The following is a 12,311-nucleotide window of genomic DNA, read 5'->3' on the forward strand; positions in this document are numbered from 1 at the left end:
CCTCGTTGCCGTCGCAGCAGCAGGCACCGTCGTCGCAGCCGCCGGCGCCCGGCCAGGGTCAGCCGCCGCAGGCTCCGGCCGCGTCGGCGGCAGGACCGGGCACGGCGGGACCGTCCCAGCAGCGCGGCGGCCCGGCACCGCAGCAGGACCCGTCGCAGAGCAGCCACGGCCGTGCCATAAGCGTGCGTACGCTCGGGCAGGGCATGCCGTTCGGGCAGCAGGCGGGCGATCCGCAGACCCAGACGCAGGCGGTGCAGGCCCAGTCGGGGCTGCCCGCGCAGGTGACGGCGAGCGGTTCCGGCCGCCGCCGCAGGCTGAACCCGCCGCAACAGCCGCAGCCCGCGCAGCCGGGTCAGTCCGTCCAGAACGGTCAGCCTGAGCAGAACGGTCAGCCTGAGCCGCAGCAACAGCAACAGCAACAGCACGGTCCCGGCGGCGAGACGCAGGCCCGTCAGCACCCGCAGGCCGACCCCGACAGCGGTCAACTCCCCATCCGCCGCCCCGAACCCCAGCCGCGGCGCGGCGCGGGCCGGTCCGCGATCCCCGGCCAGGCCCAGGCACCGGCCCCGGACAACGACGACCGCGAGACGGCGCTGCTGCGGCCGGTCCCGTCGGCCGATCCCGTACCGCAGTCCCAGGCGCAGTCCCTGGCGCAGTCCCAGCCGCGGTCCCAGCCGTTGGTGCCGCGTGAGGCGGGCGGCCGGGCGTACGCCATAGGCGCGCCCGCGGAAGGCGCCGCCGAGGGGCCGGAACCGCTGGACGGCCCCAACGGCGCGGTCGACGTCACCGACATCGCCGACGACCGCATGGAGGAGTCCTTCGACGAGCCGCGCCGCCTGCTGGTGTGGCCCGAGCCGGACACCTCCACCCGCCAGGCCCTGACCGACCGCGGCTACCGGCCGGTGATCGTGCGCTCCCGCGAGGAGGTCGACGCGCAGATCGCCGAGCCGCCCGCCGCGCTCTTCGTGGACCCGCTCACCGGACCCATCACGCGTACGGCCCTCCAGTCGCTACGGCAGGCCGCCGCGGCGGCCGACGTGCCCGTACTGGTCACCGCCGGTCTCGGGCAGGCCACCCGCGAGGCCGCTTACGGCGCCGACCCGGCCGTACTCCTCAAGGCGCTCGCCCCGCGCGACAGCGAGCAGCACCCCCCGCGGGTTCTGCTCGTCGAGAGCCACGAGCCGATCGCCCAGGCGTTCGCCGCCACTCTCGAACGGCGCGGCATGCAGGTCTCGCACGCCGACTCCGAGACCGACGCCCTGTCCAAGGCCGCCCAGACGCATCCCAACCTGGTCGTCATGGACCTCATGCTCATCCGGCGTCGCCGCCAGGGCATCGTCGACTGGCTGCGCGGCAACGCCCGCCTCAACAACACCCCCCTCGTCGTCTACACCTCCGCCGACATCGACCCCGCCGAACTCCCCCGCCTCGCCTCCGGCGAGACCGTCCTCTTCCTCGCCGAGCGCTCCACCAGCCCGGACGTCCAGTCCCGAATTGTCGACTTGCTCGCCAAAATCGGAGCCTGACCCCTCCGGGGAGGTCGCCTGTTCTCGGGGCGCGGCCCCCTGGCGGCCCCCTGGCCAGGGCGGTCAGCTTCGGGGCTCCGCCCCCGGGCGCGGGGTGTTCGCGGGGCCCCGGCCCCCCAAGCGGTTCTCTGCGCACGACGGCGCGTCCAGTCACGACGGCGGCCCGCTGTCCGCACGGCGGGTCGTGCCCCAAAGGGGCGCGGGGAACTGCGCGGCCCACCCCCACCGGCTCTCTGCGCACGACGGCGCGTCCAGTCACGACGGCGGCCCGCTGTCCGCACGGCGGGTCGTGCCCCAAAGGGGCGCGGGGGGACTTCGTCTAAAGACACTGCCCATTCTAGTGGGTCAAAGGTGCCCTGACCAGGGAAAATGAGACATTCGCCCTGGTGGGTTGGGGTGTGCCAGAGGCGGCGTGTGCGTGTGGGCTGGCGGTTGGGCGGGGCTTTGGGCGGGAGCTGCCATGGGGCGAGAGATCGGGGCCCGTAAGCTCGCGCGACTCGGGCAGGCTGTGGACCTGCCCGCAATGGCCCGAAGTGGGCCCCGATCTTAGAGGCTCGCCCCATGGTGGCTGCCTAAAGCCCCGATCAGCCGCCCATCAGCCATAGCTGCTTGAACCGGTGTGCGGTCTGTCGACGGCAACATCTAGTGCTACAGGCCGAGACGGTAGAAGACCTTCCCCGCCTTCTGCTCGATGCCCAGTGCCTCATAGAACGCGAGGGCCGGGGGGTTGTCGGTGTCCGCCGTCCATTCGATCCGGGAGCACGCGGATTCGGCGGCGATCCTCTTCAGTTCGGCCAACAGGGCACGGCCTACGCCGCGACGCTGAGCGCTCTCGCGTACGTAAAGCTCCTTGAGGTACAGCGACGTGTCCGCGCCCGCTGCGGGCCAGAGGAACGTGTAGGACGCGAGCCCGACGACGTTGCCGTCATCCCGGGCGAGGAGAACGGTCGCGGCGGGCCTGGAGGAGAACAGGGCCCGGCGGATCTGCTCGGGATCGGCGGCGGTCGGCTCGCCGCCGTAGTAGTGCTCTATCTCCCCGAGGATCACGGAGATTTCGTCCGTGTCCACCTCTGTCGCCTCGCTGATCTGCACCGCGCTCGCCCTTTCTCACTCCGAAGGTCGCGCGAGGATCTCACGCAGCGCCTTCACCTCCAGCACTCTTCGAGCCTCCGGCACCCTATCGGCGACATCTCGGGCGCGGTACATGATCAGTGCGGTCCTGTGCTCCTCGGGCAACTCGACCACGGTGTTCATGGCCTGTTCGGCAGCCGAGGCGGGATCGCCCGCGATCGCCGTGCACATGGCCAAGTCCAGTCGGACGAGAGCCCGGTCCGTGTGATCGGAGCATGGGTAGAGATCGAGAGCGCGGGTCAGCTCCGCGCTGGCACGGTCGGTGTCTTCAAGGTGCGTCCAGGCGTTCCCGGCGTGGAAGGCCATCTGCGATTCGGAGTAGCTGAACGCGGACTCCTCCCGGTCTTCGTCCGGGAGTCGGCTCAGCGCATCTTGAGCGTGAGCCAGCGCCACCGCCGTGGCGTCGGGCCGGGAGAGCAAGGCGTGGGCACGCGCTTCAAGCGGCGCGGCGAGAGCAGGCCCGACGCAAGGGAGGCCACCGGCCCAATGCTGGGCCCGTACAGCCAGTTCGACCGCCCCGTAGAGGTCACCGCTGTAGTAGAGCTGGTACGCCTCCTGCGCGTAGATCCACGAGAGGGTGGCCCGGTCTTCGGCGGACGCCGCTGCGGCGCGCCCCGTGCGCCACCAACTCTTCGATCGCTCGTCTCCCAACTTGAGCAACGTCAGGGCGACGAGACCGGACATACGTGCGGCGGCGATGGTGAGCCGCTTACGTACGCGCTCCGACTGACGCCCCGTCATCAAGAGGCGGAGATCTGCGAAATCGGTGATCAGATCCGGCAACAGCTCGGACTCAGGACGGTATCGGGTGGCTCTGCCGTGGCGTGCGACCGTCCATTCCACCTCGTCCAAACTCACCCCCGAGAGGGGACCTGCGGCGAGGGCTTCGTGCAACCCGCGCTGCAAGGAGTCCGCTTGCTCCAGTGATGACGGGCCGGACTCCGATTCGGCCAGGACCACCAGCTCTCCGTGTGCCTCCAACGCCCGGTCAAGTGCCGTCGCTGACTGCACGGTTGGCTTGCGCCGACCGTTTTCGAGATCAGACACCTGGCTCTTACTGACACTCGCTAATCGGGCGACGTCTCGAAGCGACCGGCTTCCGCGAAGCCGCTTCAACGCCTGACCGAATGACTCGCTCATGAGTCCTCCGCTGTCCGCTGTGTCCGCAGAGGTGCGGACGAGCGCGGACACGTAACTACTGCACCGGACTTTGCCGACAAGCAACGCTACTCGGGTCAGGACGTGCAAGCCGTTCTCCTGGCGGATTCGCCATACGACCCCCGCGACCGGGTGAACGGCCCGGGGGCGTGGCCAACCTGAAGAAAGCAGGCTGACATGCAGGAGCTTAACCGGCGTTCGTTCGTGTGGGTGGGGGCAGTTCGGTGACGTTGACTGTGCCCCCCGCTGCGGAGGGGCGGTCCCTGGTCGTGAAGCGGTGGACCCACCATCCCCGGTGTGTTCCTGAGGCTCGGCATGAGCTGCGGGGCCATTTGGGAGCTTGGGGAATGCCCACGCTGGCCGACGCGGCCGAGGTCGTGCTCTCGGAGTTACTGACCAACTCCCTGCGCCACGCGCGTTCCCCACAGGGACGGCTGATCGAGACGCGGTACGAACGCCTCGACGGCGGAGTGCAGATCGAGGTGCATGACGCCAACGAGTCCTGGCCCGTACTCCAGGAGCCGTCGGCGGACGCGGAGTGCGGCCGAGGGCTCGCGCTGGTGGACGCGATTACCGGGGCACGTTGGGGTGTGAGCGCGCGAGAAGGGGTCGGAAAGCGGGTATGGGCGGTGGTCGCGCAGGACGACGCGGACGCCGAGGGCGAGGTGCCGGGCCGGTGAGCGGCATGAGGACGGTCCACGTTGGACTTGCGGCCGACTCCGACTCTGACACCGACGTACGCGTGCTCCCCGGCCGGACGTGGACGATCGCCAGCACGGACGGATACACCGCCACTGGCTACCTTCCCGCCTGGGCGGATGATGATCCGAGCGCGTCCGGCGTATCGCTGGCGCGGCTCGTCGTCCTGCTGGGTGACATGTGCCACCAGGCTCACTTCAGTGGTCAGTGGATGCGCGTCGTGCGTGCCCGCGAGGCGGGCGAGGAGTCGGCGGTGTTCAGCGGGACCATCGACTGCACGCCGTACGCCGAAGACCCTGCGGGGCGTCTTCCGGTGGCGAACGTCTGGATCGTTGACGACTACTGGGTCAACGGGCTTGATCCCACCGGCCTGGCCGAGTTCGCCGCCCGCCTGCGCGTTCAGGCTGACTATCTCGACGGCGAGGTCCGCCCCCTGCTTGCGGCCGCCCGCAGCGAGTGGACCGCCCGGCATGCGGGCAGCACGGTGAACGGCGGTTCGTCGTGAGGCAGATGCTGTTCAGTGTGGTGATCGTGGTGTTCTGGATCGCGCTCATCGTTCCGCTGGCTGTCGTCAGTGACCCCTACCGGTACATGCGCCCCTAGCGGCGAACAACGCGACACGGCAGTCGATCGGCTCCGCCCGGAACAGTCCGGGCGGAGCCTCCCGTTGCCCGAACTACTTATTAGGATAAGCGGTTGACCCAACCTCTTTGGTCAGCTCATGCTCGCTACTTGTCAGGACAAGTAGCGGCCTCCTGTCGCTGCTCGTCTCGGATCGGCGAGAGGAGTTCTCATGGAGAAGATCACGCGCACTCGGCTGCGGGCCGGGCTGGTTGCGGTGCCAGTGTCGGCGTCGGCATTGCTGGGCATCGGCGCGGGTTCGGCGTCGGCTGCCGGATCGGTGGAACTGGCCGGGGGCCGAACGCCCGCCGTCGTGACGCATGTGGCGCGGGCTCCGGCGCAGCCGTCGTATGCGCGGACGCAGAATTCGAGCGTGCGCGTGAACGGTCTGCGGTTCCGGACGCGTGCCAGTTACTACGGCACGGTTCGAGGGCTGTTGTACCGGGGTGACCGGGTGCGGGTGCTCGGGTCCAGTGGGCCGTGGATGCATGTGCGGTTGACGCGTCGCAGCGGTGGCGGGTCGCGGGCGGGGGCTACGGGCTGGGTGGCCAAAAGCTACCTGTACGGGCCGTCGTGCTCGTCGTACAAGTCGTGGCCGTGCAGCGCGTGGCGATGACGCGGTGGTGACGCACCGTTAGATGAGATCGGCCCTCTTGCTGGTGCGGGAGGGCCGGTCCTGCGTGTTTGTGGCGTGAGTGTGCCAAGTTTGCCCCTCGTCGCATCGTACGGTTGTCGTATCGTCATTCTGTGCTACCGTTCGCTTTCGCAAAGACCATTGTTTACGACGTACACCGGCACGTGCCAGGCATATGCCGAGTGGCGGGATGGGTGCATGCGCCATGCGCGACGGGGATGGGTCGGGGTCGGGCCGGTGGGACGACGACCTTGTCGAGACGGTGTGGATCAGAGGGGTCGAGGCCATCGCGGGGTGGGTGGAAGCGGACGCGGCGGCCCGGGAGTTCCGGGAGCTGCTGACGGGCCTGGGCGTTCCTGAGGAGGTGTTCCGGGTGGCGGCGGGGACGGCTGTCGAGGGTTCGGGCAGCGTGCGGTTCAAGGGGTCGCCGGAACTGGTCCGTTGGATCACGTGGGTACTGACGCACGTGGATATGGGGACGATCCCGGATTCGCCGTACTGCCCGTTGCGGGGGAAGCGGTCGTTAGATGTCCGCGAGCCTGCGGTCCGCGTGGAGGCGCAGTTGACGGCGTCCTTTCCTGGGCACTCCTGAGCGGGGAGACTTGAGCGATGAGGCGGAAGACGGTCGGCGCGGCGTGGCGTACCCAGGGCGGACGCGGCAAGGTCCGGGTCGAAGAGGATGAGCGCGGCGGCCATTGGGTGGCATGTTCCGGCTGCAAGCTGGACGCGTTCGCTCCTGGGATCACTCCCGCGAAGTTCGCCGCGCGAGATCACGCGAAGACGTGTACGCGGTGACGTGTGCACGTGAAATGGGCCCCCTGGCCGGCGAGGCGCAGGGGGCTTTGTGCTGTTCAGGGGGCTGCGGGCTCGTGCGGGCGGGTGCCGCTCCGGACGGGACCGGCCGTCAGGCCGCATGCCCGGCCGGAGGGCGGCAGAGCCGCCCGGCGCGCCGCAGGCGCGCCCTTGAGGAAGTAGAGAAGATCTAGACCGGTCGGGCTGCGGCGGGCGCTCGGGCGGCTGTCAGGTGGTAGGCGAGCCGGGCGTTCTCCGCGCTGGTGGTGAGGGTTTCGAGCAGGAGCGGGCCTTCGTCGGCGGAGTGGGTGACGCGGTGGGCGATGAGCAGCCATGGGGCGTCGGGGAGTTGGAGGGCGGCGCGGTCGTCGGGGGTGGCGGGGCGGGCGGTGACGTACTCGGTCCAGGTGAGGTTGTGGCCTGCGGCGGTGAGGAGTCCGTAGATGTCGTCAGGACCGGTGTTGGGGTCTTCGTGCAGTTGGGTGTGGCGGGCTGCCAGGTCGAAGGGGACGAGCCCCCGGTGTGTGGCGCGGGTTCCAGTGGCAGGGTCGTGCAGCAACCGGTAGACGGAGAAGGCCGCTTGGTCCTCGTGGCCGATCATCGCGGCCTCGTCGGTGGTGACGTGGGTGCGGGCGACCCGTACGGGTCCGGCCTCGGTGAACTGGGCTCCGTAGGAGGAGAAACGCTTCCCGCGACGGGTGATCGTCTGGTCGACGGTGGCCTGGCGGGCGGCCTGGCGGACGAATGACCCCTTGCCGCGCTGGCTCTCGACCAGTCCCATCGACCGGAGTTCGGCGACAGCGGCGCGGGCGGTGGGCCGCGAGATGGCGAAGGTGTTCATCAGGTCGGTCTCGCTGGGGAGCATGCTGCCGGGCGGGTACTGGCCCTGGCTGATCTGCTCGGCGAGCCTGATGGCTACGGCCTCGTAGAGGTGCACGGCTTTCGCGGTCTCTTCTGGCATCTGGACTGGCTCCCGTGTCCCCGTGTCGTCGGGCTGTCAGTGGGCGTGCTAGGTACATGTCTACCCATCGGTTGTCAGGATAAGTGCTTGCCTCTTGCGGTCAAGCGGCGCACACTCGCAACCTATTAGGACAAGTATCTAACCGGACAGGTGTTCGGTGCTTGTCGTGGTCATGGAGAGGGTGTGTACGCCTATGCAATCCATCCCGGTGGATACGGCGCGGCTGGGGGCGATCTTGTGTGTGGTCCCTCCGGAACCGCGTGTGAATCCGGAGACGGGCCAGATCAGGGTGGACCGGGACGGCAACACGGTCTATGTCGTGGGGCTGGTCATCCGGCAGGCGGAAGGACGGAAAGCGGACACCGTTGAAGTGGCCGTGCCTGGTCAGCCACGCGGGCTGGACGCGGGGATGCGCGTGGAAGTCAGGGATCTCATGGCGGTCCAGTGGCAGATGGGCGACCGGTCCGGCACCTCGTTCCGGGCGGCGGCGATCACTCCTGCGCCGGGGTCGGGTCCTTCGGTCTCGGCTCCGGCCGCGCCTGCTGCGGGCAGGTCCAAGGCTGGTCCTGGGGGTGAGGGGTGATGGCCGGAACGTGGCTGGATCTGATGGACCGTCTGGCGGCGCTCGGTGAGGTCGCGGCTGCTCCGCTTGATCCGGGGACGCGTCGGCTGTCGCTGCTGCGGGTGGCGCGGGACTGCGAGGCTGCGGCCTCGGCGGCGCGCGTGCTGGCGGAGACGGAAGCGGCGGACGCGGCGGCGGGGGTGAGCGGTCGTGAGTGAGGTGCATGCGGAGCTGGCACGGCTGGGCCGTGATCTGGACGCGTTGACCGGCGCGGGCCTGCTGTTGGAAGTGGCGGGGCATGACCGGGATTTCGTTCCGGTGATGCTGCGGCTGATCGTGCGGCATGCGACGTTCGCGGCTGGCCGTGCGCGGTTCTTGCTGGCGTCGGAGTACGCCCCTGATGCCGCGCCGGGTGCGGGTGACGCGGTGGACGGGGGTGGTTCGTGATGCCGTGGGAGTTGATCATCTGGTTGATCTCGGCGGCGTTGTGCGTGGTGCTGCTCATGCAGCCGGTGTGGGAGTACCCGTTGCCGCGCTGGCTGGACGGGATCGCGTGGGGCTGGGCGCTGGGCGGGTTTCCTCTGACGGTCGGGCGCATGGTGACGACTTGGCGGCGGCTGTGCATCGCCACGGATCTGGCGGTGACCAACCGGCCGCGCCATGCGGTGATCGCGGGTGACCTGATGGTCAGCGGGAGTCCGCTGCGTCCGTCCGTGCCGCGTCTGGGGCTGCCTCGGCTGACACGGTCGGGTCTGCGGCTGCGTATCCGGATGCTGCCGGGTCAGACTCCGGCGCTGTATCTGGCGGCGGCCGAAGCGATGACGCACGACTGGCGGGTCTACGGGGTGCGGGTGGTCTCGCCTCGGCGGGGCTGGGTCACGATCACGGCGACGGCGCGTGATCCGCTGGCGGATGGTGCGGCCGGTGTGGTGGCGCGGTCGGTGCGGTTGCTGTCGGCCGTCGTCGGCCTGACGGAAGACGGCGGCCCGTGGGGGATCGACTTCCGCGCGGTTCCTCACTGGCTGGTGGTCGGCGCTACACAGTCGGGCAAGTCCACGCTGCTGGCCTCGCTGGTGTCGGAGCTTGCTCCCCAGCCGGTAGCGCTGGTGGGGATCGACTGCAAGGGCGGCCTTGAACTGTCGCTCTTCGAGGCGCGGTTGTCGGCCTTGGCCAGCAACCGTGGGGAAGCTGCGGCCCTGCTGGCCGCGTTGGTGGTCGAGATCGAGGGCCGGATGGCGGAGTGCCGTGCGGCGGGAGCACGTTCGGTGTGGGAGCTGGCTGACGGGTCGCGGCCGGTGCCGTTGGTGGTCCTGGTCGATGAGCTGGCCGAGCTGTATCTGAGTGATGGTTCAAGGGAGAGTAAGCGGCTCGCTGTCGAGTGCTCGACGGCGTTGTTGCGGCTGGCTCAGCTCGGGGCCGCTCTGGGCCTGCATCTGATCGTCGCGGGTCAGCGTGTCGGCTCGGATCTGGGCCCTGGCGTGACGGCTCTGCGTGCGCAGCTCGGCGGGCGGGTCTGTCATCGCGTCCATGACGAGCAGACGGCGTTGATGGCGCTGGGAGACCTGTGGCCGGACGCGGTGGCGGTCGCGCAGTCGATCGGTGAGGACGAACGCGGGGTGGCGGTGGCCACGGTCGGCGGGAGCTGGCTGCGGGTCCGGTCCACCCACACCACCACCGAACAAGCCCGGTTGACGGCCATGATGCACGCGAAGAGCACCCCGGCCATGCCGGGGCTGGTTCACGCGGTCGGCGGGGGTGACTTGTCGTGACCTCGGAATCGGCGTCGCTGTCGTTGGTCGTGGTCCTCGGGATCATCACGGTGTTGTTCGTCCGGTCCCGTGAGGTGCCGTGGTGGCAGGCGGCGTTGATCGCGCTGTTCGGGTTCTACGTGGCGCTGACTCCGGCGGTCTTCATGGTCTCGGAGCTGGTGCAGTGGGTCCTTGACCGCTTTCAGGGCTGAGGGGCGGTGTCCTGTGCCTGAGAGTGAGCCTCCGCGCTGCCCGATCTGCGGGCGCCAGCGGGAGTACCGGCGGCGTGGGCGTCTGGTGCGCTGCCGGTACTGCCGCCGCACCTGGCGCCGTCGTCATCCGCGTTCCCGTAAGCCGCCTCGCCGCTGAGCGTGCTGGCCGTGCTGGCCGTGCTGGCCGTGCTGGCCGTGCTGGCCGGCGGGCGGATTCCGTCATCATCGCAGCTCAACCGCTACGGAAAGGAGGGCTTGTCATGCCGTTCTCGGTCCTGTCCGCACGGCACGAAAGGGCTCCGCCGTCATGGCTGTGAACCTGTACGACCGTGCCGCACGGCGTTCCGCGCTCGACCTGGCGGAGCGCCTGCGGCACTTGAGCGATACCGAAAAGGACCTGATCCGGCTCGCCAATGAACCCGGTTACACGCGCTGGCGTGAGCAGATCCGGGCGACAGGAGGCTGTGCCCACCCGGTGTATCTGTCCGGGCACGCCACTACGGCAGACCCTTCTACGGGCCTGGTGGTGGGGCACTACGACACGGCCGGTGAGCCTGGCGGGCGGCTGGCGGTCCGATGCCGCAACCGCCGCACATCGGTCTGCGCGCCGTGTTCCCGTGAGCACTCCGGGGACACCTTCCATCTGGTGCGCGCCGGACTGCTGGGCGGCAAGGGAACTCCGACTCGGGTGGTGGAGCACCCCCGGCTGTTCGTTACCCTCACCGCCCCGTCGTTCGGCGCGGTGCACCGTGCGGGCCCGGAGCGTTGCCGACCCCGACGTGATGGCGGCGAGTGCGAGCACGGGCGGCCGGGCGACTGCGGGAAAGTCCATGCTGACGGCGACCGCTTGATCGGTCAGCCACTGTGCCGTGAGTGTTACGACTACCCCGCCCACGCGTTGTGGCACGCGCACGCCGGGGAGCTGTGGAACCGCACCTGCCGTGCCATCCGGCGGCACCTGGCGACCGCTGCGGGGATTGGTCAGGCGGCGCTGAACGAGCATCTGCGGGTGTCGTTCGCGAAGGTGGTGGAGTACCAGCGGCGTGGCGCTGTCCACGTTCACGCGGTGATCCGCCTCGACGGCCCGGACGGCCCGGACACGCCTCCACCGTCATGGGCGGACGCAGGTCTGTTGACCGACACCGTTCGCGCTGCTGCCGCTGCCGTGCGTGTCCCTATGCCGTACACGGCGGCCCTCGGCGAGTACGTGTTCCGGTGGGGCGAACAGATCGATGTGCACCCGATCCGGGCGTTCGGCGACGGCTCGGCCATCACCGATGAGGCGGTCGCCGCGTACGTCGCCAAGTACGTGTCCAAGAGCCTGGGCGACAGTGGGGGTCTGGACCGTCGGGTGACCTCGGCTGCTGCCATCGACCTGGCGGCGGTCTCGCCTCATCTGCGGGCGCTGATGGGTACGTGTTGGCGGCTGGGCGGTCTGCCGGAGTTGGCGTATCTGCGGTTGCGGGCCTGGGCTCACGCGCTGGGCTACCGGGGCCATTGCCTGACGAAGTCCCGTTTGTACTCGACGACTTACGGGGCTCTGCGGGCCGCTCGTTCGCGTTTCCGGACGGGTGGGCAAGAAGATTCCGGGGTCGGGCTGGTGACGGACTCCTCGTGGCGTTACGTCGGCTCCGGTCACACCCCCGGTGCGGCGGAGATCGCGGCCGGGATCGCTGAAGACCTGGCGGTCCTGCGGGAGATCACCCGACTGCACGCGTCGGCGTGGGGTGGTGGGCCCGATGGCTGAGGCGCTGGTCGTCGGGGAGTTCCACTTCGCGTACGCGGTCGGCGGACGGGTGGAGGCGCTGCGGACATGGAGGGTGACGACTGTTGATCCGAACGTCGCCGCGAAGGTTGCCCGGCTGCTGGGTGGCATGCCGCGTCCGGTGCCCCTGGCGGCTGGGGGCGGGCTGGAAGTCGTGACAGAGGCTGATTCAGTGCGGGTGGTCATGGCCAGCAGGAGCGGCACCCACTTGGGGTTCTGCTTGGAAGGCAGTACCGGCATTGGCCGGTTCGAATTCTCTCCCGCGCCGTGGACCCTCGACCAGATGACACGCACCTGCGGCCACGACGGCGCGACCGGGGCGGGTGGGCGGGACGCCGGGGCGCGGTTGATCATCAAGCGGGTTGAGATCCGGACGCTGACGGGGATGTACGTGGTCCATCGGCTTCCGGTGCTGGTGCTGCCCGCCGTCTGAGGGGGCGGTGACGTGTTGTGGAGGGTCCCGTAGGGGTTGCTGCCTGCCAGGACCCTCCGTGTAGTGCGG

Annotated in this window: 15 protein-coding genes; 12 read left to right on the forward strand and 3 right to left on the reverse strand. The window is 69.6% G+C overall.

Annotated elements, in window-relative coordinates:
• Nucleotides 1-1,526 (forward strand): response regulator (locus BGM09_RS11880; protein ID WP_411158292.1); only part of this gene is annotated, 1,526 nt, incomplete at its 5' end.
• Between the two features lie 648 nt (nt 1,527-2,174).
• Here the strand turns inward: BGM09_RS11880 and BGM09_RS11885 are convergent.
• A complete protein-coding gene (locus tag BGM09_RS11885) occupies nt 2,175-2,618 on the reverse strand; it encodes a GNAT family N-acetyltransferase (protein ID WP_188281485.1) in 444 nt (147 codons plus the stop codon).
• Nucleotides 2,619-2,633: 15 nt separating this feature from the next.
• On the reverse strand, nt 2,634-3,797 hold the full coding sequence (locus BGM09_RS11890; RefSeq protein WP_223186699.1) for a helix-turn-helix domain-containing protein: 1,164 nt from the start codon (nt 3,795-3,797) through the stop codon (nt 2,634-2,636).
• A 287-nt stretch (nt 3,798-4,084) separates the two neighbouring features.
• Between BGM09_RS11890 and BGM09_RS11895 the strand changes: the two genes are divergently transcribed.
• The 4 genes from BGM09_RS11895 (at nt 4,085) to BGM09_RS11910 (ending at nt 6,361) form a co-directional block, all read left to right on the forward strand.
• A complete protein-coding gene (locus tag BGM09_RS11895; protein ID WP_317452662.1) occupies nt 4,085-4,495 on the forward strand; it encodes an ATP-binding protein in 411 nt (136 codons plus the stop codon).
• Between the two features lie 5 nt (nt 4,496-4,500).
• The gene (locus tag BGM09_RS11900) at nt 4,501-5,019 is read left to right on the forward strand and encodes a DUF6907 domain-containing protein (protein WP_411158295.1); all 519 of its coding nucleotides are present in this window, start codon (nt 4,501-4,503) and stop codon (nt 5,017-5,019) included.
• Between the two features lie 288 nt (nt 5,020-5,307).
• Complete coding sequence (locus BGM09_RS11905; RefSeq protein ID WP_188281488.1) at nt 5,308-5,751, forward strand: SH3 domain-containing protein; 444 nt, start codon at nt 5,308-5,310, stop codon at nt 5,749-5,751.
• Between the two features lie 223 nt (nt 5,752-5,974).
• Nucleotides 5,975-6,361 carry a hypothetical protein gene (locus BGM09_RS11910; RefSeq protein ID WP_188281489.1) on the forward strand — a complete coding sequence of 129 codons (387 nt, stop codon included), beginning with the start codon at nt 5,975-5,977 and terminating at the stop codon, nt 6,359-6,361.
• Between the two features lie 390 nt (nt 6,362-6,751).
• On the opposite strand, the gene BGM09_RS11915 is transcribed toward BGM09_RS11910, so the two are convergent.
• Nucleotides 6,752-7,522: a GntR family transcriptional regulator gene (locus BGM09_RS11915; protein WP_188281490.1), complete on the reverse strand. Its 771-nt coding sequence runs from the start codon at nt 7,520-7,522 to the stop codon at nt 6,752-6,754.
• 262 nt (nt 7,523-7,784) lie between these two features.
• On the opposite strand from BGM09_RS11915, the gene BGM09_RS37600 reads away from it, so the two are divergent.
• The 7 genes from BGM09_RS37600 (at nt 7,785) to BGM09_RS11945 (ending at nt 12,242) form a co-directional block, all read left to right on the forward strand.
• Nucleotides 7,785-8,105 carry a hypothetical protein gene (locus tag BGM09_RS37600; protein WP_317452663.1) on the forward strand — a complete coding sequence of 107 codons (321 nt, stop codon included), beginning with the start codon at nt 7,785-7,787 and terminating at the stop codon, nt 8,103-8,105.
• Nucleotides 8,105-8,302 (forward strand): hypothetical protein, encoded by a 198-nt coding sequence (locus tag BGM09_RS11920; RefSeq protein ID WP_188281491.1) that lies wholly within the window; start codon nt 8,105-8,107, stop codon nt 8,300-8,302. Before BGM09_RS37600 ends, BGM09_RS11920 begins: the two co-directional genes overlap by 1 nt.
• Complete coding sequence (locus BGM09_RS11925) at nt 8,295-8,531, forward strand: hypothetical protein (RefSeq protein WP_188281492.1); 237 nt, start codon at nt 8,295-8,297, stop codon at nt 8,529-8,531. Before BGM09_RS11920 ends, BGM09_RS11925 begins: the two co-directional genes overlap by 8 nt.
• The gene (locus BGM09_RS11930; protein ID WP_223186701.1) at nt 8,531-9,853 is read left to right on the forward strand and encodes an FtsK/SpoIIIE domain-containing protein; all 1,323 of its coding nucleotides are present in this window, start codon (nt 8,531-8,533) and stop codon (nt 9,851-9,853) included. Before BGM09_RS11925 ends, BGM09_RS11930 begins: the two co-directional genes overlap by 1 nt.
• Nucleotides 9,850-10,044, forward strand: a complete 195-nt coding sequence (locus BGM09_RS11935; protein WP_188281493.1) for a hypothetical protein — start codon at nt 9,850-9,852, stop codon at nt 10,042-10,044. The genes BGM09_RS11930 and BGM09_RS11935 overlap by 4 nt, the downstream gene beginning before the upstream one ends.
• Nucleotides 10,045-10,351: 307 nt before the next feature.
• Nucleotides 10,352-11,791, forward strand: coding sequence for a replication initiator (locus BGM09_RS11940; protein ID WP_223186702.1), 1,440 nt, complete (start codon nt 10,352-10,354; stop codon nt 11,789-11,791).
• A complete protein-coding gene (locus BGM09_RS11945; RefSeq protein ID WP_188281494.1) occupies nt 11,784-12,242 on the forward strand; it encodes a hypothetical protein in 459 nt (152 codons plus the stop codon). Before BGM09_RS11940 ends, BGM09_RS11945 begins: the two co-directional genes overlap by 8 nt.
• Nucleotides 12,243-12,311: the final 69 nt, after the last annotated feature.

Origin of the sequence: Streptomyces sp. CBMA29, assembly GCF_014596445.1 — a bacterium.
Classification (GTDB): Bacteria; Actinomycetota; Actinomycetes; order Streptomycetales; family Streptomycetaceae; genus Actinacidiphila.

Excerpts from the sequence above, each read along its gene's own strand:
- BGM09_RS11945 (WP_188281494.1), top strand. The coding sequence starts at position 11,784 with ATGGCTGAGGCGCTGGTCGTCGGGGAGTTCCACTTCGCGTACGCGGTC.
- BGM09_RS11910 (WP_188281489.1), top strand. The coding sequence starts at position 5,975 with ATGCGCGACGGGGATGGGTCGGGGTCGGGCCGGTGGGACGACGACCTT.
- BGM09_RS11890 (WP_223186699.1), bottom strand. The coding sequence starts at position 3,797 with ATGAGCGAGTCATTCGGTCAGGCGTTGAAGCGGCTTCGCGGAAGCCGG.
- BGM09_RS11920 (WP_188281491.1), top strand. The coding sequence starts at position 8,105 with ATGGCCGGAACGTGGCTGGATCTGATGGACCGTCTGGCGGCGCTCGGT.
- BGM09_RS11940 (WP_223186702.1), top strand. The coding sequence starts at position 10,352 with ATGGCTGTGAACCTGTACGACCGTGCCGCACGGCGTTCCGCGCTCGAC.
- BGM09_RS11900 (WP_411158295.1), top strand. The coding sequence starts at position 4,501 with ATGAGGACGGTCCACGTTGGACTTGCGGCCGACTCCGACTCTGACACC.
- BGM09_RS11915 (WP_188281490.1), bottom strand. The coding sequence starts at position 7,522 with ATGCCAGAAGAGACCGCGAAAGCCGTGCACCTCTACGAGGCCGTAGCC.
- BGM09_RS11930 (WP_223186701.1), top strand. The coding sequence starts at position 8,531 with ATGCCGTGGGAGTTGATCATCTGGTTGATCTCGGCGGCGTTGTGCGTG.
- BGM09_RS11905 (WP_188281488.1), top strand. The coding sequence starts at position 5,308 with ATGGAGAAGATCACGCGCACTCGGCTGCGGGCCGGGCTGGTTGCGGTG.